General features: G+C 64.3%; 16 protein-coding genes. 15 read left to right on the forward strand and 1 reads right to left on the reverse strand.

Annotated elements, in window-relative coordinates; genetic code table 11:
• Nucleotides 1–17 precede the first annotated feature (17 nt).
• Complete coding sequence (glmS, locus tag J2W23_RS21365) at nt 18–1,898, forward strand: glutamine--fructose-6-phosphate transaminase (isomerizing) (RefSeq protein WP_176660246.1); 1,881 nt, start codon at nt 18–20, stop codon at nt 1,896–1,898.
• A gap of 14 nt (nt 1,899–1,912) precedes the next feature.
• Here glmS and J2W23_RS21370 read toward each other — a convergent pair whose 3' ends face one another.
• Complete coding sequence (locus J2W23_RS21370) at nt 1,913–2,437, reverse strand: Lrp/AsnC family transcriptional regulator (protein WP_307650155.1); 525 nt, start codon at nt 2,435–2,437, stop codon at nt 1,913–1,915.
• Between the two features lie 92 nt (nt 2,438–2,529).
• On the opposite strand from J2W23_RS21370, the gene J2W23_RS21375 reads away from it, so the two are divergent.
• The 14 genes from J2W23_RS21375 to J2W23_RS21440 all read left to right on the forward strand — a co-directional run bounded on the left by J2W23_RS21375 (nt 2,530) and on the right by J2W23_RS21440 (nt 21,089).
• Nucleotides 2,530–6,132, forward strand: coding sequence for an indolepyruvate ferredoxin oxidoreductase family protein (locus tag J2W23_RS21375; RefSeq protein ID WP_307650156.1), 3,603 nt, complete (start codon nt 2,530–2,532; stop codon nt 6,130–6,132).
• Nucleotides 6,133–6,786: 654 nt separating this feature from the next.
• Nucleotides 6,787–7,671: a winged helix-turn-helix domain-containing protein gene (locus J2W23_RS21380; protein ID WP_307650157.1), complete on the forward strand. Its 885-nt coding sequence runs from the start codon at nt 6,787–6,789 to the stop codon at nt 7,669–7,671.
• 454 nt (nt 7,672–8,125) lie between these two features.
• Nucleotides 8,126–8,329 (forward strand): hypothetical protein, encoded by a 204-nt coding sequence (locus tag J2W23_RS21385; RefSeq protein ID WP_176660250.1) that lies wholly within the window; start codon nt 8,126–8,128, stop codon nt 8,327–8,329.
• 907 nt (nt 8,330–9,236) lie between these two features.
• Nucleotides 9,237–10,391: a polysaccharide biosynthesis/export family protein gene (locus J2W23_RS21390; RefSeq protein ID WP_176660251.1), complete on the forward strand. Its 1,155-nt coding sequence runs from the start codon at nt 9,237–9,239 to the stop codon at nt 10,389–10,391.
• A gap of 26 nt (nt 10,392–10,417) precedes the next feature.
• On the forward strand, nt 10,418–10,873 hold the full coding sequence (locus tag J2W23_RS21395) for a low molecular weight protein-tyrosine-phosphatase (RefSeq protein ID WP_307650158.1): 456 nt from the start codon (nt 10,418–10,420) through the stop codon (nt 10,871–10,873).
• Complete coding sequence (locus tag J2W23_RS21400; RefSeq protein ID WP_307650159.1) at nt 10,870–13,131, forward strand: polysaccharide biosynthesis tyrosine autokinase; 2,262 nt, start codon at nt 10,870–10,872, stop codon at nt 13,129–13,131. The genes J2W23_RS21395 and J2W23_RS21400 overlap by 4 nt, the downstream gene beginning before the upstream one ends.
• Before the next feature lie 329 nt (nt 13,132–13,460).
• Nucleotides 13,461–14,186, forward strand: coding sequence for a sugar transferase (locus J2W23_RS21405; protein ID WP_176660254.1), 726 nt, complete (start codon nt 13,461–13,463; stop codon nt 14,184–14,186).
• Complete coding sequence (locus J2W23_RS21410) at nt 14,183–15,262, forward strand: hypothetical protein (RefSeq protein WP_307650160.1); 1,080 nt, start codon at nt 14,183–14,185, stop codon at nt 15,260–15,262. Before J2W23_RS21405 ends, J2W23_RS21410 begins: the two co-directional genes overlap by 4 nt.
• Nucleotides 15,259–16,422: a polysaccharide pyruvyl transferase family protein gene (locus tag J2W23_RS21415; protein WP_176660255.1), complete on the forward strand. Its 1,164-nt coding sequence runs from the start codon at nt 15,259–15,261 to the stop codon at nt 16,420–16,422. Before J2W23_RS21410 ends, J2W23_RS21415 begins: the two co-directional genes overlap by 4 nt.
• 10 nt (nt 16,423–16,432) lie before the next feature.
• On the forward strand, nt 16,433–17,503 hold the full coding sequence (locus J2W23_RS21420) for a glycosyltransferase family 4 protein (RefSeq protein ID WP_176660256.1): 1,071 nt from the start codon (nt 16,433–16,435) through the stop codon (nt 17,501–17,503).
• Nucleotides 17,500–18,765 carry a hypothetical protein gene (locus J2W23_RS21425; RefSeq protein ID WP_307650161.1) on the forward strand — a complete coding sequence of 422 codons (1,266 nt, stop codon included), beginning with the start codon at nt 17,500–17,502 and terminating at the stop codon, nt 18,763–18,765. The genes J2W23_RS21420 and J2W23_RS21425 overlap by 4 nt, the downstream gene beginning before the upstream one ends.
• Before the next feature lie 5 nt (nt 18,766–18,770).
• Nucleotides 18,771–20,003, forward strand: coding sequence for a lipopolysaccharide biosynthesis protein (locus J2W23_RS21430; protein ID WP_307650162.1), 1,233 nt, complete (start codon nt 18,771–18,773; stop codon nt 20,001–20,003).
• Between the two features lie 22 nt (nt 20,004–20,025).
• Complete coding sequence (locus tag J2W23_RS21435; protein ID WP_307650163.1) at nt 20,026–20,700, forward strand: phytanoyl-CoA dioxygenase family protein; 675 nt, start codon at nt 20,026–20,028, stop codon at nt 20,698–20,700.
• The gene (locus J2W23_RS21440; RefSeq protein ID WP_307650164.1) at nt 20,697–21,089 is read left to right on the forward strand and encodes a carboxymuconolactone decarboxylase family protein; all 393 of its coding nucleotides are present in this window, start codon (nt 20,697–20,699) and stop codon (nt 21,087–21,089) included. The genes J2W23_RS21435 and J2W23_RS21440 overlap by 4 nt, the downstream gene beginning before the upstream one ends.
• Nucleotides 21,090–21,254 lie beyond the last annotated feature (165 nt).

Here is a 21,254-nt window from a genome sequence, read left to right on the forward strand (position 1 = left end):
TTCAAAGGCAGCTCACCATGTGCGGCATCGTCGGGGCAGCGTCCCATCGCAACATCGTTCCGGTCCTCGTCCAGGGCCTCCAGCGGCTCGAGTACCGCGGCTATGACTCCTGCGGCGTCGCGGTGCATGCGGGCGGTCTCACCCGGGCACGCACCACCTCGCGCGTGGCGGACCTTGTCACGCAGGTGCGCGAAGACAAGGTCGAGGGCCTGACCGGCATCGCCCACACGCGCTGGGCCACGCACGGCGCGCCGGCGGTGCACAACGCCCACCCGCACTTCAGCCACGGCCCCGGCGCCGATGCGCAGGGCGCGCGCCCCGGCCGCATTGCGCTGGTGCACAACGGCATCATCGAAAACCACGAAACGCTGCGCGCCGCACTCGAGGCCAAGGGCTACGTGTTCGAGAGCCAGACCGACACCGAGGTCATCGCCCACCTGGTCGACAGCCTCTACAACGGCGACCTGTTCGAGGCCGTGAAGGCCGCGGTGCTGCAACTGCACGGCGCCTACGCCATCGCCGTCATCTGCCGCGACGAGCCGCAGCGCGTGGTCGGCGCGCGCGCCGGCTCGCCGCTGATCCTGGGCGCGGGCAAGGAAGGCGGCGAGAACTTCCTCGCGAGCGACGCGATGGCGCTCGCGGGCGTGACCGACCAGATCATCTATCTCGAAGAAGGCGACGTGGTCGACCTGCAGCCGGGCAAGTACTGGATCGTCGACAAGAACCACAAGCCCGTGACCCGGCAGGTGCGCACCGTGCTGGCCCACAGCGGCGCGGCCGAACTCGGCCCGTACCGTCACTACATGCAAAAGGAAATCTTCGAGCAGCCGCGCGCCATCGGCGACACGCTCGAAGGCGTGGCGGGCATCGTGCCGGAGCTGTTCGACGGTATCGGGCAAGACGGCGCCACGGGCGCCAGCGCGCACCGCGTCTTCAAGGACATCGACAAGATCCTCATCCTCGCCTGCGGCACCAGCTACTACAGCGGCTGCACCGCCAAGTACTGGCTCGAGAGCATCGCGAAGATTTCCACGCAGGTCGAGATCGCGAGCGAATACCGCTACCGCGAGTCGGTGCCCGACCCCAAGACGCTGGTGGTCACCATCAGCCAGTCGGGCGAGACGGCCGACACGCTCGCCGCGCTCAAGCATGCCCGCTCGCTCGGCATGGAGCAGACGCTGACGATCTGCAATGTCGCGACCAGCGCGATGGTGCGCGAGTGCAAGCTCGCGTACATCACGCGCGCCGGCGTGGAGATCGGCGTGGCGTCGACCAAGGCCTTCACCACGCAGCTCGCCGGCCTGTTCCTCCTGACGCTGGCCATCGCGCAGACCAAGGGCCATCTCACCGAGGCCGACGAGGCGCGCTACCTGAAGGAAATGCGCCACCTGCCGGTCGCGCTGCAGTCGGTGCTCGCGCTGGAGCCGCAGATCATCGGCTGGGCCGAGGACTTCGCGCGCAAGGACAACGCGCTCTTCCTCGGCCGCGGCCTGCACTACCCGATCGCGCTCGAAGGTGCGCTCAAGCTCAAGGAAGTGACGTACATCCACGCCGAGGCGTATGCGGCGGGCGAGCTCAAGCACGGCCCGCTCGCGCTGGTCACGAGCGAGATGCCGGTGGTCGCGGTTGCGCCGAACGACGCGCTGCTCGAAAAGCTCAAGAGCAACTTGCAGGAAGTGCGCGCGCGCGGCGGCGTTCTCTATGTGCTGGCCGACGGCGACACGAAGATCAAGAGCGGCGAAGGGCTGCACGTGATCCGCATGCCGGAGCACTACGGGCAACTGTCGCCGCTGCTGCATGTGGTGCCGCTGCAGCTGCTGGCGTATCACACCGCGTGCGCGCGGGGGACCGATGTGGACAAGCCGCGGAATCTTGCGAAGAGCGTGACGGTGGAGTAAACGCGCCGCGGGCGTCAGCGCCGCGACGGCGCAGCGCCCGCCTTCGTCTTGGCACCCGTCAGGTGCCCGAGCGGCAACGCCACCTCCGACTTGATCTCGCGCAGCACGATGCTCGAGCGCACGTGCGTCACGCCCGGCAGGCTGAAGAGCACCTCGTGCAGGAAGCGCTCGTAGTGCTTCATGTCGGGCACCGTCACGTGGAGGATGTAGTCCGCCGGCCCGGTGGCCGAGACGCAGCGGATGATCTGCGGGCTCGCGGCCACCACCTCCTCGAAGCGCTGCACCATCGCCTCGCTGTGGCGGTCGAGGTTGACCTCGGCCACGGCCGAGACGTGCAGGCCCACCAGTTCGGGATCGATCATGGCTGTGTAGCCACGAATCACGCCCGCAGCCTCCATGTCCTTGATGCGCTTCCAGCAGGGTGTGGGCGAGAGCCCGACAGCCTCTGAAATCTGCTGCACCGTCTGCCGGCCGTCGTGCTGCAGTGCAGAAAGGATCTTGAGGCAATGCTCATCCAGAGAAACAGAATCGACGTTCATCGTGATTTCCGAGGGGATTCTTCTTCAAACAAGGGTCTGCGCCAGTGTATTGAAGAAACACTTACTCGGGGTGCGGCAGAACAATTCCGGGCATGAACGCCCCACACAAGACGGCCGCGCTTCGACGGCCCGACTACCAGCTCTCCGACAACCTCTGGGCTGACGCCGGCTCGGTCTTCATCACCGGCACGCAGGCGCTGATCCGCATCCTGGCGATGCAAAAGCAGCGCGACGCGGCGCGCGGCCTGCGCACGCAAGGCTTCGTGAGCGGCTACCGCGGCTCGCCGCTGGGCATGGTCGACCAGGCCATCTGGAAGGCGGGCGATCGCTTCAAGGAGACCGGCATCCGCTTCGTGCCCGCGGTGAACGAGGAGCTTGCGGCCACGCAGGTGCTGGGCACGCAGCGCGTGGAGTCCGATCCCGAGCGCACCGTCGACGGCGTCTTTGCCATGTGGTACGGCAAGGGGCCGGGCGTGGACCGTGCGGGCGATGCGCTCAAGCACGGCAATGCGTATGGCTCGTCGCCGCACGGCGGCGTGCTGGTGGTGGCGGGCGACGACCACGGCTGCGTGTCGTCGTCGATGCCGCACCAGAGCGACCACGCCTTCATGGCCTGGCGCATGCCCGTGATGCAGCCCGCGAGCGTGGCCGAGTACCTGGAGTTCGGCCTGTACGGCTACGAGCTCTCGCGCTATTCGGGCGCGTGGGTCGGCATGGCGGCGCTGTCCGAAATCGTCGAGAGCGCGGGCACCGTGGACCTCGACGCGGTGAACGCGCGCGTCGCCGCCTGGGAAGACGCCGATGCCGTGCGCACGGCCACCGGCCACGCTGCGCCGCCTGACGGCCTGCACTACCGCTGGCCCGACCTGCCGTCGCTGCGCATCGAGTCGCGGCTGGAAGACAAGCTCGCCGCCGTGGCCGCGTTCACGCAACGCAACAGCATCGACCGCCACGTCATCGTGAGCCCGCATGCGAAGGTGGGCATCGTCACCTGCGGCAAGGCGCACCACGACTTGATGGAGGTGCTGCGCCGCCTGGAGCTCTCGCCCGAGCAACTCGCGCGCGTCGGCGTGCGGCTCTACAAGGTGGGGCTGAGCTTTCCACTCGAGCAGACGCGCCTGAAAGAATTCGCACGCGGGCTCGACGAGATCCTCGTCGTGGAAGAGAAGGGCGCGGTGGTCGAGACGCAGCTGCGCGACATCTTCTACAACGCGCCGCCCGATGCGCGCCCGGTGCTCGTGGGCAAGCACGACCGCGAAGGCCAGCCGCTGGTGTCGGCGCTCGGCGAGCTGCGCCCCTCGCGCCTCATCGAGCTGGTCGCGCACTGGCTGGCCGTGCACTTCCCCGACAACCACGACCTCGGCGACCACCTGCAGCATGTGCGCGACTTCACGCCGCCCGACCTGCTGGGCAACGCGAGCGATGCCGTCAAGCGCCTGCCGTACTTCTGCGCCGGCTGTCCGCACAACACCAGCACCAAGGTGCCCGAGGGCTCGACGGCGCGCGCGGGCATCGGCTGCCACTTCATGGCCAACTGGATGGACCGCAGCACCGCGGGCCTCATCCAGATGGGCGGCGAGGGCGTCGACTGGATCTCGCACGCGATGTTCACCAAGACGCCGCACGTGTTCCAGAACCTCGGTGACGGCACCTACTACCACTCGGGCTATCTCGCGATCCGCCAGGCCGTCGCGGCCAAGGCCACGCTCACCTACAAGATCCTGTTCAACGACGCGGTCGCGATGACCGGCGGGCAACCGGTCGATGGCGTCATCAGCGTCGATGCGATCGCGCGGCAGGTCGAATCGGAAGGCGTCACCAAGGTGGTGGTCGTGAGCGACGCCATCGGCAAGTACGACGCCATCAGGAACCGCTTTCCGCACGGCACCGAGTTCCACGACCGCGCCGCGCTCGACGAGGTGCAGCGGCGCCTGCGCGAAATGCCCGGCGTGACCGTGCTCATCTACGAACAGACCTGCGCCGCCGAGAAGCGCCGTCGCCGCAAGAAGGGCGAATTGGCCGATCCGCCCAAGCGCCTCTACATCAACGAGGCCGTGTGCGAAGGCTGCGGCGACTGCACCGTGCAGAGCAACTGCGTGGCCGTGCTCCCGCACGAGACGCCGATGGGCCGCAAGCGCAAGATCGACCAGACCAGCTGCAACAAGGACTATTCCTGCGCCAAGGGCTTCTGCCCGAGCTTCGTGGGCGTCACCGGCGGCAAGCTGCGCCGAAAGAGCGGGGCGCTCGCGGCCGGGCGCGATGCCTTCCTGCACCGCGTGGCCGCGCTCGCGCATCCCGCGTCGCATGCGTGGTCCGGCCCCTACGACCTGCTCGTGACCGGCGTGGGCGGCACCGGCGTGGTGACGGTGGGCGCGGTCATCGCGATGGCGGCTCACCTGGAGGGCAAGTCCGCCAGCGTGCTCGACTTCATGGGCTTTGCGCAGAAGGGCGGCTCGGTGCTGAGCTTCGTGCGCCTGGCCGACACGCCCGACCGGTTGAACCAGGTGCGCATCGACACGCAGCAGGCCGACGCCATCCTCGCGTGCGACGTGGTGGTGGGCGCCTCGCCGGACGCGCTGCAGACCGTGCGGCACGGACGCACGCGCGTGCTGGCGAACATCCACGAGATTCCGGTGGCCGAGTCGCTGCGCAACCCCGATGCCGACCTGCACGTCGACCTGCTGCTGGAGAAGATGCGCTTTGTCGCAGGTGAAGAGCAAGTCGAGACCTTCGACGCGCAGAGCCTGGCCGAGGAATTCCTCGGCGACACGCTCGCCGCAAACATCGTCGCGACCGGCTATGCGTGGCAGCGCGGCCTGGTGCCGCTGAGCCTGGAGGCGCTGATGCACGCGATCGAGCTCAACGGCGTGGCCGTGGCGGCCAACCAGTCGGCGTTCTCGCTGGGCCGGCTCGCGGCGGGGAACCCCGCGGCGCTCGACCAGCTGCGCGCCGCGCCGATGGATGCGCAGGCGCAGCAAGCCGACGAGCGCCCGCTGGACGCGCTGCTCGCCGATGCACGCCGCCATCTCACCGGCTACCAGAACGCCGCGTGGGCCGCGCGCTTCGACAAGCGCATCCGCGCACTACAGGCGGCCGAGTCCGCGCTGCCGGGCGGCGATGCGCGCCTGCCCTTCACGCGCAACGCGGCGCGCAGCCTCCTGAAGCTCATGAGCTACAAGGACGAATACGAGGTCGCGCGCCTCTACACCGACGGCGCGTTCCTGCAGAAGCTGAAAGACCAGTTCGAAGGCGACCTGAAGCTCGAATTCCACATGGCCCCGCCGCTGCTCTCGCGTCCGGCACACGGTCAGGCGCCCGCCAAGATCCGCCTGGGCGCATGGATGCTGCCGGCGATGAAATGGCTGGCCCACGGCAAGCGGCTGCGCGGCACGGGCTTCGACCTGTTCGGCTACACGCAGGAGCGCCGGATGGAGCGTGCGCTCATCGCCAAGTTCGACCGGCGGCTCGACGAACTGGCCGCCGATCTGTCTGCCGCCAACCAGTCGCTCGCCGCGCAGATCGCGGCGCTGCCATTGACGATCCGCGGCTTCGGGCATGTGAAGCTGGCCAACCTGGCGCTCGCCACCGACCGCGAGGCGGAATTGCTGCACCGCTTCTCGCCGCAGCGTTATCCGAGGCCCGAGAAGAACGCGAAGGCGGGGCAGTTCCGCGGAATCGCCGTCGTGTCGCGCTGAGCGGCCATTCCCACGGCAACCGCGCGCCTGCTGCTGTTGACTGCGGACCTCGGCGACGATCTTTCTCCTCGCGGGTCCTGCCTCGATCTCTTCATGCGCTTCCATGTCCATGTCGAAATCGAGTCTGCGCGCGCCCATCGGCCGCAGGCGCTGGCCGGCGCCCAGCCAAGACAGCTCGCGACCTGTCCGCCGCAGGCGCGTGGCGCGCTGAACGACGCGCCGAGCACTGCACCGCCCACCGTTGGCCGGGGCACTGCGCAATAGCTGCACCGCTGAAAAGCACTCCCGGTTGACCGTCCCGCGCGGCGAAAGATGGCCGGATTCTTAAGTGAAATACTTCCAAGCTTGAGAAGTTTTCCCGCCAAAAAGTCGTTTCCTTGACATTCAAAAACTGGGCCTGGTTTAGATAGGTGAAGAATTTCTCACCTTTTTGAGCAATGGCCGCCGGAAAGATCAAGGCCGGATTCGACCATCGCATTCTCCTTCTTTCTCATTGGGCGCCGCGCTGAATGCACCGGGTCGAAAGTCATTCAATGACGAGGCTCCGAGCAGGCGAAAAAATTGGCTTTTGTTTTCATTTCAAGCTTCCGTAGATGGAGCCGCTTGAATTCAAGTTCACATTGAAAAACTGTTTTCCCGAATATTCTCAAAAGCTTGCCAAAACGGCTGCGCCGTGCTTTCGAATCAGTGCAATCGGTCAAAAATAAATCGAAGATGACCGGGGCTTGTGATGAAGCCGAGTTTTCCCTTCTTATCAAAAATGAATTCATGACTTCATTGGATCAATCAAGGCAATCGCACGCCGCCATCAAGGAGAAAAGCCTCTTTGTCGCGCTGGTGGACAGCGATGCGACACAAAGAAACCTGCTGCGTGGTCGCCTCGATGCGCTCGGATGCGCGTCCCTGGCACTCGATTCGATAGACGACCTCTTCGCCAACCTGCGCGCAGGAAAGAAGTTCGAATGCATCGTGATGGCAATTTCCAACAAGGAATTCAAGCCTCAATTGAAATCGATCCTCATCGATTCCGACGTGCCTTTGCTCCTGGTCGCGCTTCCCGAATACCTGGGCGCCCTTTCCGATTTGAAGGAAGAAATGGCAAGCTTTGGAAAAATGGATGTCGTGCTTCCTTTCTCCAGCGATCGGGAGATCGAATGGAGACTGGAAATGCTGGTTCACCGCAAGCAGGCTGCCAGTCAGAGCGTCCGGGATTTCGTGTGGGATGAATACCGCTTCGAAATCGACCGGCGCCAGGTGTGGCTCGAAGAGCAAAGCGTGCCTTTGAAACCCATGGAATTTCATCTGGCGCTCGAGCTTTTCCGAAACATGAATTCATTGGTCACCCGCGAAAAGCTTGCCTTCCTGTGGCGCGGGCGCCCCCGCTCGCCCGGCTCGAGGGCGCTCGATGTCTGCATTTCCAATGTGCGCAGAAAACTGAAGCTCGTGCCGGAAAGAGGGCTGATCCTGCGATCGATCTACGGGCGCGGCTACGAGATAAATTCAATGCGCAACGGAGCGCACTTGAAATCGCAGGTGTGACTCAACGCGGTGGCGGTGGCGGTGGCGGTGGCGGTGGCGGTGGTGGTGGTGGTGGTGGTGGTGGCGGCGGCTGCTGCTGCTGCTGCGTGCAGTAGTGCAGTGGATGCCGCCGCCGTCCAGCACGAGGCGGATGGTCAATCGCCGCACCTTGGCCGCGCTGGTCGCGTATCCGCCGCGCTCACCGCCGACCGCGTGCCGGCGAATCGTGCGGTGCGCGGTTGGGCGTCCACTTCGGTGCGCGCACCGCGCAAGGCGTAGCAGGCGAACAACGATCGGAAGAAGAGGGAAAAGCGCGGTCAGCCAGTGCGCAGGTTCAGCGCAAATACTCTCTATGCAGCGTCAGGGGACCTGCATATCCTCGGCTTTTCTTGGGCTATCCTCTCGCACCCGACGCGTAGCGATTTTTTACACATCCATGGGGCTGACGCGTGCCCGAGCGAAGGGGGAGAGACAAATGCGCTTGATCTTCATCGAATTGCTGTTGGCCTTGGTGCTGCTGCCCTTGAGCGGCCTTTTTTGGTGGTGGGCCTTCGGCATGGGCGGCTGGGCGCTCGCCGGCTTTCTCGTCCTCGTCGGCATCGTCCTGTTCCTCGTGCTCCGGGGCGTTCGCGCCACCAAGGAGAAGCTGGGCCAGCCCGGCGACGACCAGGAGCCGTAGGCGCCGCGCCTGCAGGCCCGCGAGCCTGCATCGATCACCGACTGGGCCTCCTTTGGGAGGCCTTTTTCATTTGATTTTCCCGCGCGCAGTATTCCAATTCCCGATGGCTTTCATCGTGGAATTCGTATATCCATATTCGGCCTGAATTCTTTTTTCTCATTCGACTGCCGGTTGAATGATTGAATCGGATTTGCGTGACCGAAATGCGAAGGATTCATGGCATCTGGATGACTTGAATTGAAAAACAATGCAAAAGTTTTAGCTGGAAAATGAATGTGAAATTATTCATTTAACTTTGTGAGCAATGGTTGCACGGTATTGGTGCCATCTGCGTCCTCGGCAGGACGAATTCCAGGTAAATCGAAAAACCTACAACCATTCAAATCGGGGCACGGATCACCGTTTCGGCGCCCCTTCCGGGTGCTGTTGCACGTCCGGTCGAAGGATGTGGTAGTCGTTCTTCACTCGGGAAGTTCTCCTACACTGCACGAACACACAAAATCTTACAAATAGACGTGCAATATCAAAAACCCTCAAAAAACCAATTTCGTGGCACAGGCGCCACGATCTCCCCGCGCTGCGGGGTAATTAATAAGTCGCCATTTCAATCGAAAAAACAGCATTCCGGAATGCTGTTTCAAGGCCGGTTTTCCCAATGAAAACGCCGTTCCGGAGAGTGCGATGACAGATAACCCTGCATAGCACAGGGTTGCGCCACGAATAGACACGTTTTTTTCGCCTGCGCGACGAAAAAATGCATCTTGGGGCGCAGCGACAATTCGGTTTTCGACCTGCGCAGCCGATAAAACCCGGGCTGCGCTTTGTGGTGCGCCGCGATCAAAAGGCCGACCCTCCAACCGGGCTCGACCTTTGCATAGGGCCGCAGTTGAAAGAAATCAGTTTTGCAATGGAGATCAATTTGACACGCTACGTGTACCTGATGGGGTGGAGCGCTGCCCTGGCCGGCGCGATGTTGCTCCAGGGCTGTGCGCCGGGCTTCGGCAAGATGGCGGCTTCCGAGCCCGACCTCGGCCCGGCGCCCGCCCTGTCCGCGGACGGCTCGCCCGAAGGCGCGCTCACGCCGATTTCGCCGGCGCTCATCCGCGCGATGGCCGATGCGCAATCGACCGCGGTGCCGGCCGACGTGAAGGCGCTGTTCGGCGAGGCCGCCCCATACACCATCGGCCCGGGCGACGTCGTGGGCGTCATCGTCTACGACCACCCCGAGCTGCTCCCGAACGCCGGCGCCGTCATCACCCAGCAGGTCGACCCGACCGGCATCAGCGTGGCGCCGGGCTTCATCGTCGGCGCCAACGGGGAGATCAGCTTTCCCTACATCGGCCGCGTGAAGATGCAGGGGCTCACCGAGATCGAGGCCTCCGACCTCATTGCCAAGCGCATCGCGCGCTACATCAAGGAGCCGCAGGTCACGGTGCGCATCCAGTCGTTCCGCAGCCGCCGCGCATTCGTCGAAGGCGAGGTGCGCTCGCCGGGGCTGCAGATCTTCACCGACGTGCCGATGACGCTGGCCGAAGCGCTCAACCGCGCCGGCGGCATCACCCCCAACGGCGACCGTTCGTTCGTCACGCTCACGCGCGGCGATCGCACCACGCTCATCGACCTCACACGCCTGCAGGACCTGGGCAGCGGCGCCGGCAGCATTCCGCTGCAGAACGGCGACGTGGTGCTGGTGCGCAACCGCGACGAGAACAAGGTCGTGGTGATGGGCGAGGTGCTGCGCCCCTCGGCGCTGCTCATGCACAACGGGCGCCTGAGCCTGAACGAGGCGCTGGGCGAAGCCGGCAGCGCGAGCCTGGGCACCGCGAACACGGGGCAGATCTACGTGGTGCGCAACACCGCCAAGGGCACGCCGGCCGTGTTCCACCTGAACGCGAAGAACCCCGCCGCGCTCGCGCTGGCCGACCGCTTTCCGCTGCAGCCGCGCGACGTCGTCTACATCGACTCGGTGCCGCTCGTGAGCTGGAACCGCGTGGCCAGCCTGATCCTGCCCGCCGCCCAGGTGCTGGACATCGGCGACCGCATCTACATGAACCACCGATGAACCCGGTGAACCCTGATGAGGCAGCGATGAAATCAGTGCTCACAGTCTGCATCGGCAACATCTGCCGCAGCCCCATGGCCGAAGGCCTGCTCGCGGCGGGGCTGCCGCACCTGCGCGTGATGTCCGCGGGCACCGGCGCGCTCGTGGGCCAGCCGGCCGACGCCACCGCGCAGAAGCTCATGCGGGCGCGCGGCATCGACATCTCGGGCCACGTCGCGCAGCAGGTGAGCCAGCTGCTGTGCCGCCAGGCCGACCTCATCCTGGTGATGGACCTCGCGCAGCGCCGCCACCTCGAGTCGACCTATCCCTTCGTGCGCGGCAAGGTGTTCCGCATCGCCGACACCCTGGCGCAAGACGTGCCCGATCCCTACCGCCAAGGCGAAGCCGCATTCACCGATGCGCTGGCCCTCATCGAGGCCGGCGCCCGCTCGTGGATCGAGCGCGTCCTGAAGATCACAAAACCCGAGCATCAACTCACATGAATGCATCCCCGCAAGCCGCCCCACCGATGCAAGCGCCGGACGACGAAGGCGAAGGCATCAATCCCGCGGAGTACTGGGACATCCTGGTCGACAACCGCTGGCTGGTCGCAGCCGTGGTGGCCGTTTTCCTGTTCCTCGGCACGGCCTACGCGCTGCTGGGCAAGCCCGTCTACGAAGCCAACCTCGCGGTGCAGGTGGAAGACTCCGGCAACTCCGCCGGCAGCTTCCTCGGCGACGCGGCCTCGTCGCTCCTGAGCGTGAAGACGCCGGCCGCGGGCGAGATCGAAATCCTCCGCTCGCGCGCCATCCTCGGCAAGGCCGTGGAGAACACCCGGCTCTACATCAGCGCGCGGCCGCGCTATGCGCCCTTCGTGGGCAGCTACCTCTCGCGCCGCGCCACCGACCTCTCGGAGCCGGGCTTCATGGGGCTCTCGGGCTATGTCACCGGCACCGAAAAAATCCTCGTGCCGCGCTTCGACGTGCCGCCCGACTTCGAAGAGAAGCCCTTCACGCTGACCGTCGGCACCAACGGACAGTACGAGCTGAGCAACCCCGACATCGACACGCCGATGAAAGGCACGGTCGGCACGCTGCTCTCGGCGAAGGTGCCGAATGTCGCGAACGGCAGCGTGAGCCTGATGGTCACCAGCATCAGCGCCAAGCCGGGCGCGCAGTTCCAGCTCGTGCGCTCGTCGACGCAGCAGACGCTGCTCGCGCTGCAGGACGCGCTCAAGGTCGTCGAGAAGGGCAAGCAGTCGGGCGTGCTCGACGTGAGCTGGAAGAGCGCCGACCCCGAAAAGCTCACGCAGCTGCTCAACGAGATCGGCACCCTCTACGTGCGCCAGAACATGGAGCGCAAGGCCGCCGAGGCCGAGAAAACGCTGGGCTTCCTCGACTCCGCGCTGCCGCAGTTCAAGAAGCAGCTGGAGCAATCGGAAGACATCTACAACCGCTACCGCAACCAGAACGGCACGGTGAGCCTGGACGACGAGGCCAAGAACGCGCTCACGCAAACCGTCGACCTGCAATCCAAGCTGCTCGAAGCCGAGCAGAAGCGGCGCGAGCTCGCCGCGCGATTCACCGACGAGCACCCCGCGGTGCAGACGCTCGACACCCAGGTCGTGGCATGGAAGGCGGCGCTCGCCACCATCGATGCGCGCATCCGCAAGATGCCCGAGCTGCAGCAGAACACCGTGCGCATGCAGCGCGACATCAAGGTCAACACCGACCTTTACGTGTCGCTGCTCAACAGCTCGCTGCAGATGCGCCTGGCCAAGGAAGGCAAGGTCGGCAACGTGCGCCTGCTCGACGAGGCCATCGTTCCCGAAGAAGCGGTGTGGCCCAAGCGCCCGCTGGTCATCGCGCTCGCGCTCCTCCTCGGGCTCGCCGCGGGCGTGGCGGCGGCGGTGGCGCGCAGCTCGTTCTTCGGCGGCATCCGCAACCCGGGCGAGATCGAGACCCACACCGGGCTCAACGTCTACAGCAGCATTCCGCTGAGCGCGGCCCAGCGCACGATCGACCGGAACATCGAGAACAAGGTGGCCGGCGTGCATGTGCTTGCGCACCTGCAGCCGGAAGACCCGGCGGTCGAGAGCCTGCGCAGCCTGCGCACCGCGCTGCAGTTCGCCATGCTGGAGGCGACCAACAACCGCCTGCTGATTTCCGGTGCGACCCCCGGGGTAGGTAAAACGTTTATTTCGGTCAATTTCGCGGCCATTACCGCCGCCGCCGGAAAAAGAGTTCTTTTGATTGACGCGGATTTGCGAAAAGGCCGCGTCAATCAATTCCTGTCGATTCCCCGGTCCTCGGGATTGTCGGAATTGATAGCAGGAACCCTCAGCTACGAAAAGGCCGTACGCCCTTCGGTGCTGCCGAACCTGGACATCATCACCACCGGCGTGCTGCCGCCCAATCCGGCCGAATTGCTGATGAGCGAATCCTTCGTGCAGGTGCTGGACAAGCTTTCGCCGGGCTACGACCTTGTCGTCATCGATACGGCGCCCGTTCTGGTGGCCGCGGATACCGCCTCGGTGGCACCGCTGGCAAGCACCTTCCTTCTGGTCGCGCGGGCCGAAAAGACCCAGCTCGGCGAATTGAATGAAAGCGTCCGGCGCCTCGCGCATGCGGGCCGTTCGGTAAATGGCGTAATTCTGAATGCTATTGACCTATCGCGCCGCCATGCAGGCAGTGGGGGCTATAAGTACGGCGCTTACAAGCACTTACAATACACATACAAAGCCAACAGGGATTCCACCTAGACCGTGAAAAATTGGAGTTAAATTCACCTCGATGCGCTTGACATTTAGATGGGCGCATTGAGTTCATACTCAATTTGTATTCAGTCAAACCTATGTAGTACCAATGAGCGGCAATTCATTTTTACTACGTCTATCGAGTCCGTTGACCGCGCAATAGCTTTTGCACTGCAGAAGCTACGAGGCATTTGCGCGGGTCGTGTCGGCCAAAAAATCAAAGGCCATAACCGAAGAGATGCGGGCGTTTTTGCCCGCATGTGGAAAGGTGCGTCGCCAATGAAATACCTTGCTGAAGAAATTCTTTCGCGTTTCACCTCTGGATGGAGAAAGCCATGAGAAACCTCCGACCTGAAGAATCACTGGTCCCGCAAGGTTGGGACAGTTCGGAACACCCGCACAGCCAATCGCCCTACGACATCGGGCAGAACCGGGTGCAGCATCCGGTCATGCTTCGAATTGGAAAAAGATCGGTGGACATTGCCGCCGCGCTTTTCTTCTTCATTGCCTTCGGCTGGGTGTTCGTATTGATCGGCCTGTGCGTGATGATCAGTTCCGGCGCGCCCGTCTTCTATTCGCAGCCGCGCTATGGAAAAGACGGACGGGTATTCCGCTTCTGGAAATTCCGCTCGATGACGGCCAATTCGGCGCAGGTGCTCGAGGAGCACCTGAAAAACAACCCCGAGGCGCGCCGGCAGTGGGACGAATACCAGAAGCTCGAAAACGACCCGCGGATCACGCCTTTCGGAAAATTCATCCGCAAGACCAGCCTCGATGAATTGCCGCAATTCTGGAACGTGCTCATCGGCGAAATGAGCCTGATCGGCCCGCGCCCCTGCATGCTCGAGCAGAAGGCGCTGTACGGGCACGACTGGGTGCATTACTGCGCCGTGCGGCCAGGCATCACGGGCCTCTGGCAAGTGAGTGGCCGCAATCAGCTGACCTATAACGCACGCGTCGCATTGGACGTGAGGTATGTCGAGACGCTTTCCGTCGTGAAAGACGTCGATATCTTCCTCCGGACGATATGGGTGGTCGCTGTCGGCCATGGGTCGCGGTGAGCCACGCCATCCAGCAGGGATATCCAGCGACGGCAACAAGAAGAACAAAAAGAAATCCGGGGCGCGTCAATCCCTATTCGATTGCCGGGATCTCGATCGTGTTCGTCTACACGGTCATCTACGTCTATTTTCGGGGTTCGCTTCCCGATAAATGGAGCGTCGATTCGGCAAAGATCATCGAGATCCTGAATTACGGCGGCGCAGGCGGCGACCTGGACAATTCGTTCGCGGTGACCGCGGCGCTGTTCGGCCTCATTGGCGTGGACAACCTGGATGTCTTTACCTGCAGCGTGAGCGCGCTGTTCCTGCTGTTTGCGACCCACGATATTCGACGGGCCGGGGATTTCTTTACCAGATTGCTCCTGATTGCGCCGTGCATCATGCTCAACATGTTTGCACCGTCGAAGGAAACAGTGGTGCTCATCATGACGATGTTCATCACCGTATCGGCGATCTATTTCCGGACTTCGAAGAAATACACCTTCATTTCGTTTCTGTTCCTTTACGCAGTTTATGGAATATTCGTCCGCCAATACTATTTGCTGATTGTCGGCGTGTTCTTCGTCGTTTATTGGCTCTGGCGACGTCCGCTCAAATACCATGTGCTTGCGGCCATTATGGCGGCGGGTGCAATTCTGGCGGCGCCGTCCAGTGTCTTGCAGACGCTGCAATCGCCACGGGATACGTCGAACGCCTATGCGGAGCAAATCGGCAGCGACAACCGGACGGCATTTACCAATATCGCGTCGCCGGCCACCGGCCCCGGATTCCTGGTCAATTACGTCTATGCCGGCACGGTATTGATCACGCCGGTTCTTTATTTCCAGACGCCGAGCGACTTTTTCATGCAATTGATGATCGGCGCGATGCTGATCATTCTTTACCGGGCCCGCAAAAAGGCGCGGCGCGGGCATGACCGCTTCGAAGCCAGATTCTTTGCCAGCCTTTTCATTGCGCACATCGTGGTGCAATTGATATTCGAGCCCGATCTCGGCAGCTTTACCCGCCATTTGACATCGGTGCTGCTTTATCTCATTGCCATCAAGGTGGCCGAGAGAAAACCATTCCTCAGATGAAAAAAATCCTGATTTGCGCCGTGCCATTCAGCGACAACCTCGGTGACGGGGTCATTGCGGCGTCGCTCGCGCACATTGCCGGCCTCAAATACCCGGATGCTCGCGTCGAATTCCTCGACATTGCCGGGCGGCACGGATTCGACGAAGAAAACCTGCGCGGCGGCGGTGCGTTCGGCGTTTTCCAGAAACTGCCGGCGCTGCTGCGTTCGGCCATCGTGTTCGCCTATTGCCTCAAGAACTATTTCCTGCGCTGGCGTGCGCACTGGAAGGCGGCGGTGAGCGACGCCGATCTGGTCATCGTCGGCGGCGGGCAGCTCTTTTGCGACGTGGCGCTGAACTTCCCGGCCAAGCTCTTTCTCCTGAGCCGGCTCCTGCGCGGCAAGCGGGTGGCGGTGGTGTCGGTCGGCGTCACGGCCAAGTGGTCGTACTGGGGCAAGGTGCTCGTGGGCAAGTTCTTCAAGAACGCTGCGCCCGTGTTCTTCGCGACCCGCGACGCGGAGTCGGCGAAGAACCTGCACGACATCTTCCGCATTCCCCGGCCCGACATCCGCGTGGTGCCCGATCCGGCGCTGGTCTGCGAGAGCGCGTTTTCGAGCGAGCTCTCGCCCGAGAAGAAATGGGACGTGGGCATCTGCGTGAGCAGCCTCGATGCGCTGGTCATGAACTCGGAGTACGGCGAATCGAACGCCATCGGCTCGGCCGATTTCTTCGCGAACCTCGCCGAGGCGCTGCAGCAGGAGGGCGCGCGCGTTCTCTACTTCACGAACGGCGCGGCGGAAGACAACCGCGTGATGGCCGAGATTTCGTCGCGTCCGGCCAGTGCCGGCGCGAACACGGCGGAAACCGCCTTCCTCGTGCCCAAGCGGCCCGACGACCTGGTCGCGCTCATCAGCGCGTGCTCGTGCATCGCGGCGCACCGGCTGCACGCGAACATCGTGGCCTACAGCCTGAACATTCCCTCGGTGGGCATGAACTGGGACAAGAAGGTCGAATCGTTCTTCCGCCTCACCGGCCGCACGCAGTACCTGTTCGACCTGTCGCCGCGCCCGGACCAGCTCAAGGCCTCGGTGCTGCAACTGCTGCGCGAGAAGAACGCCGACCGCGAACGGCTCGACGTGCTGCAGGGCGAAGTCATCGCCGGCACGCACGCCCTCATCTGAGCGCGCCCTCATGAAAGTACTGCACGTTGCCGAGACGCTCAAGGGCGGGCTGGAAACTTACCTGCGCATCGTCGCGAGCCACCAGGCTGCCTCGCCCGACATCAGCCAGGTGAAGTTCGTGCTGCCGGGTCAGGTCGACTGGCTGGGCGCGGAAAACACGCATGTCGTGCCGACGGCACGCAAGGCTTCGGCGCTGCTCGGGTACGCCAGGAGCGTGCGAAGGATCATCGCGGCGGAACGCCCGGCGATTCTTCACCTGCACAGCTCGATTGCCGGCGGCGTCGTGCGCGCCATGGCCCTCGCCGGGCAGATTCCGCGCGGCGTGAAGATCGTCTATTGCTCGCACGGCTGGGCCTTCGACCAGACCGGCCCCGCGTACAAGAACATGGCCTACCGCTGGATCGAGCGGCTGCTCTCCTGGCGCAGCGACGCGATCATCTGCATCAGCAAGCACGAGATCCGCATCGCCGAGGAGTTCGGCATCCGGCGCTGCCAGTGCATTCCGAACGGCATCGACCGCATCGAGCAGCCGGTGCTGTTGCAGAGCGAGCCAGCGGGCGCCGCCGAGCCGCGCAAGGTGCTCTTCGTCGGACGGCTCGACAAGCAGAAGGGCATCGACGCGCTGCTCGATGCCTACGCCAGAGTGCGGCCGAACTTCAAGCTCATCGTGGTCGGCGATTCCGTGCGCAAGGACCTGCAGCTCGCGCAGCCCGCGCACGTCGAGTTCAAGGGCTGGCTCGAGAAAGACGCGCTCGATGCCGTCTATCGCGCGTGCGACGCCACCATCGTCCCGTCGCGGTGGGAAGGCTTCGGCCTCGTCGCCGTGGAAGCCATGGCGCGCGGCAAGCCCGTGTTCGCCTCGGCCGTCGGCGGCCTCGTCGACATCGTGGAGCACGGCACCAGCGGCCGGCTCTTTTCCCTCGACCAGATGGACCAGGCGCTGCGCGACATCGACGGCCTCTCCGATGCCGCCCTGCGGCAGATGGGCGAGGCCGGGCGGCGGATCTTCGAAGAGAAGTTCACCTCGCAGCGCATGAACACGGCCATCGTCAACCTGTACAAGGAGTCGGTTCTCCGATGAAGATTTTTTCCTGCCGCGCCGGGCGCTTCCTGCAGGTCCTTGCGTTGTTGGGCGCGTGGATGCTCGCGGGCCAGCCGGCGCAAGCCCGGGGCGTGAACGGCATCGACACGGACTACCCGGTGGCACTGAGCGTGCAGATCGACCCCGCCACCATCACCGACGCCGACCTCAACGAAATCCGCGCGGCCGGTTTCGAGTTCGTGCGCTTCGGCGTGCGCCCGCCGCTCAAGAGCGTGAACCCCGGCCTCATCGACTATCCGCGCCTCATCAAGCGCGTGCGCAACGCCAAGCTCGAAGCGATCGTGACGCTGTTCGGCGGCAACGCGATCTGGGGCGCAAAACCCGAAGATCTGCGCGCGGGCGCCCGCAAGGAAAGCCTGTTCTCCGACTTCGCGGTCGGCTTCATGAAGGCGCACACCGACGACGTGGCCGTGTGGGAGGTGTGGAACGAGCCCGATCACAAGACCTTCCTGAACCCCGCGATGCTGTCGGATTTCGAGGCCGCATCGTCCGAGCTGTGCGCCAACATGGCCAGGCAGAAGGTGCAGCCGAACATCGTCGTCGGCTTCGGTTTCGCGAACCTGCCGTTCGTGGGCGGCAAGGTGCCGGCGCAGCTGGAGAACGCCTTCGTCGCGGCCGCGAAGTCCGATTGCCTGACCGACATCTCCATCCATCCGTACCGTCCGGTGCCCGAGACGGCCTTCGGCGACTACGAGAAGCTGCGCGCGCAGCTCGACCGGCGGCAACTGCAGAAGACCGGCATCGCCATCTCCGAATGGGGCTATGCCTCGTACCTGCCGGTGCGCAGCCAGAGCACGCAGGCCTCGCTGGTGTTTCGCGAATACCTCATCAACGCGGCAGCCGGCATCAAGCTGCTGAACCTCTACGCTTGGCGCGACCGCGGCCGTTCGTCGTTCTCCAAGGAAGACAACTTCGGGATCATGTCGAACGCGGGCGAGAAGAAGGAGGCGTTCTCCGCGCTCACCGAATTCCTGAAGATCGCCAGACACTCGAAGAAAGTCTCCTACGACGACGCGAAGGGCGTGAACCAGCTGGTGCTCAAGCGCGACGACGCGCTGCTGCATGTGCTGTGGACCCCCGGCTCCGAAAAAGACGTGACCGTCCCCGTCGCCGAAGGCAAGAAGTGCACGCGCGTCGATTTCTTCCCGCAGGTGCGCCGCGGCAGCTGCGGGCCGCGCGCGGGAGGCGGGTTCTCCGCGAAGGCCTCGGCCTATCCCGTGCTGCTGTCCATCTCGGACTAGATGCGATGGCGCTCGTCTCCCGCCTCTCGGGGCTCCGAAAGCGCCTGGGCGGCCCGGTCTTCGCGATCGCCGACCAGTGCATCTACAGCGCGAGCCAACTGCTGCTGAGCTTTGCGCTCGCGCGCGTGCTGTCGCCTTCGGATTTCGGCATCGCCTCCGCGTTCCTGGCGGTGGTGAGCTTCCAGTACATCCTGCACACGGCAATGGTGCACGAGCCCTTGCTGATCCGGCGCTTCTATGTGAGCCGGTCGGCGGCGTGGACGAGCTGGGGGCTCGTGGCGCTTTTCTCGCTCGCGGGTTACCTCTGCTGGCAGCTCATCGTGTTTCCCGGGCAACTGCGCTGGGTGGGCGTGGCGCTCATCGTCGGCTACGAGATCTTCTGGCTCTCGCGCAGCCTGCTGCTCACCGGGCGGCGCTACGCGATGCTGTGCATCACCGGCGTGCTGATCTGCGCGGGGTATGTCGCGGTGCTCGGCGTGGAGAAGCCCGCGACATGGGCCGAGGCGCTGCTGCTGGTCTCGGCGCTGCAGCTTCCATTCCTGGTGCTCGTGCTGCTGAACCTGCGCAACGTCATGCCCGCGCTGCCCGCCGCAAAAGATGCGCAAGGGCTCACCGTGAAGGAATCGATGGCCTACGGCTGGAAGGCCAGCCTCTCGCAGTTCATGAGCTGGATCATGACCGGCGGCGCCATCCTGCTCCTGGGCTCGTCGGCCGATTCGGAGCAGGGCGGGCTGCTCAAGATCTACATCACCTTTCTGTTGCCGATGCAGTACGTGCTCGCGGCGCTCGGCTACTACCTGCTGCCGCAACTGGCGGCCCGCTGGCATGCCGAAGACCGCAAGAGCGTGCACCGGCTCTTCGCGATGTTCGTGCTGCTGGGGTTCCTGATCGCCGAGATCGCCGGCGTGGTGCTGGGCCTGCTCGGGCCGCACCTCGTGGTGCTGGCCTTCGGCGAGAACTACCGCCACATGGATTTCTCGCCGTTCTACTACGCGCCCGCCATCTTCGGCCTCACCATGTGCCTGCGCACGGGCTTCCGCGCCGCGGCGCGGCCGGGTGCGCTGCTGTTCTGCTCGGTCGTCGGCGCGGTGGTGTTCGGCATCGCGATGCTCGCGGCCAGGCCGCCGGTCTCGTACATCCAGACCATCCACGCGATGACCCTGGGCTTTGCCTGCATGGCCGCGCTGATGATCGGCTGGCTGTTCTTTCTCATGCGAGCGCCAAGGCGAGCCGCCTGAGAGGTGACCCCTGGAGATGTCCATGCACAACCCCTTGCTCCGCGATGTCCGCCTGGACGAGCGCCTGCGCTTTTTGCGGGACGGCGTGGTGTGCCTGCGCCAGATCATCTCGCCGGAGTGGGTGCGGCGCGCGCAGGACGGTGTCGAGCACGAGCAGGTGATGTTCGAGTCCGGCGCCGGCGAGGTCGCGCGGCAGCTCACCGTGACGCGACGCCTGCGCTGGATCTACGACCAGCTGTTCGACAGCAGCGACCCCGGCGATTCGGTGGCGGGCACCCCCTGGCACCAGGACACCTCGTACGGCCTTGCCGACAGCCACCGCATCGTGCGCGTGTGGATGCCGGTGGACCACGTGCCGCGCGAGACCGGCATCGAGGTCGTGCGCGGCTCGCACCTCTGGAAGGTGGAGCGCGGCTGGGCCGGGCGCATCGAGGTGCGCGACATCGAGGCCAACCGCCGCGCCTTCGACATCGTGGGCTACGAGGTCGACGCGGGCGACGTGGTGGCTTTCAACTACCGGTCGCTGCACCATGCGGGCGCCAACGTGAACTTCAGCGAGAAGCGCAAGGCCTTCGCGATCCTCTATGCAGACGACCGACTGGCCTTGAGGCACCGCTCACCGCTGGAGACCCACGGAGCCGCATGGCATGGTGGACGGCCTATCCTCGGGGCATCGATGACCCAGGAGACCCGATGAAACCCCAACCGATCGATTACGCAGACGCCTCGGCCGAAGTGAAAGCCGTGTTCGACGACATCAAGGCATCGCGCAACGTGCCCGACGTCAACAACTTCTGGAAGTACCTGGCCAACGACCCCGCGACGCTCAAGCGCACCTGGTCGAGCCTGAAGGAAGTGATGGCGCCCGGCGCGCTCGACCCGGTGGTCAAGGAAATGATCTACCTCGCGGTGAGCGTTTCCAACGGATGCGGCTACTGCATCGCGAGCCACCACGCGGGTGCGGAAAAAGCCGGCATGACGCCCGAGATGTTCGGCGAACTCATGGCCGTGGTCGGGATGGCGAACGAGACCAACCGGCTGGTCAACGGGTATCGCGTGCCTGTCGATCCGGCGTTCGACAAGTAGGGCGCTGGGTTCGTTCGGGGCGGCACTCGCGCCGACGGTGGGCTCTGTTTCGCGAATGTCCTCCGGCCTGCGGCCTCCCCCTTGATTTCGCGAAACAGAGCCCACCGCCAGCGCGAGCGCTTTCAGAGCGGTGGTTGATCGGCGATACACCCGCAGCGTGCCCAA

Origin of the sequence: Variovorax boronicumulans, from assembly GCF_030812215.1 — a bacterium.
Lineage (GTDB): Bacteria > Pseudomonadota > Gammaproteobacteria > Burkholderiales > Burkholderiaceae_C > Variovorax > Variovorax boronicumulans_C.

What these genes read in the sequence shown, in the direction of transcription:
- J2W23_RS21395 (WP_307650158.1), top strand. Translation starts at nt 10,418, where the DNA reads ATGAAATCAGTGCTCACAGTCTGCATCGGCAACATCTGCCGCAGCCCC.
- J2W23_RS21415 (WP_176660255.1), top strand. Translation starts at nt 15,259, where the DNA reads ATGAAAAAAATCCTGATTTGCGCCGTGCCATTCAGCGACAACCTCGGT.
- J2W23_RS21405 (WP_176660254.1), top strand. Translation starts at nt 13,461, where the DNA reads ATGAGAAACCTCCGACCTGAAGAATCACTGGTCCCGCAAGGTTGGGAC.
- J2W23_RS21430 (WP_307650162.1), top strand. Translation starts at nt 18,771, where the DNA reads ATGGCGCTCGTCTCCCGCCTCTCGGGGCTCCGAAAGCGCCTGGGCGGC.
- J2W23_RS21385 (WP_176660250.1), top strand. Translation starts at nt 8,126, where the DNA reads ATGCGCTTGATCTTCATCGAATTGCTGTTGGCCTTGGTGCTGCTGCCC.
- J2W23_RS21390 (WP_176660251.1), top strand. Translation starts at nt 9,237, where the DNA reads ATGGAGATCAATTTGACACGCTACGTGTACCTGATGGGGTGGAGCGCT.
- J2W23_RS21400 (WP_307650159.1), top strand. Translation starts at nt 10,870, where the DNA reads ATGAATGCATCCCCGCAAGCCGCCCCACCGATGCAAGCGCCGGACGAC.
- J2W23_RS21440 (WP_307650164.1), top strand. Translation starts at nt 20,697, where the DNA reads ATGAAACCCCAACCGATCGATTACGCAGACGCCTCGGCCGAAGTGAAA.
- J2W23_RS21375 (WP_307650156.1), top strand. Translation starts at nt 2,530, where the DNA reads ATGAACGCCCCACACAAGACGGCCGCGCTTCGACGGCCCGACTACCAG.
- J2W23_RS21420 (WP_176660256.1), top strand. Translation starts at nt 16,433, where the DNA reads ATGAAAGTACTGCACGTTGCCGAGACGCTCAAGGGCGGGCTGGAAACT.
- J2W23_RS21435 (WP_307650163.1), top strand. Translation starts at nt 20,026, where the DNA reads ATGCACAACCCCTTGCTCCGCGATGTCCGCCTGGACGAGCGCCTGCGC.
- J2W23_RS21370 (WP_307650155.1), bottom strand. Translation starts at nt 2,437, where the DNA reads ATGAACGTCGATTCTGTTTCTCTGGATGAGCATTGCCTCAAGATCCTT.
- glmS (WP_176660246.1), top strand. Translation starts at nt 18, where the DNA reads ATGTGCGGCATCGTCGGGGCAGCGTCCCATCGCAACATCGTTCCGGTC.
- J2W23_RS21425 (WP_307650161.1), top strand. Translation starts at nt 17,500, where the DNA reads ATGAAGATTTTTTCCTGCCGCGCCGGGCGCTTCCTGCAGGTCCTTGCG.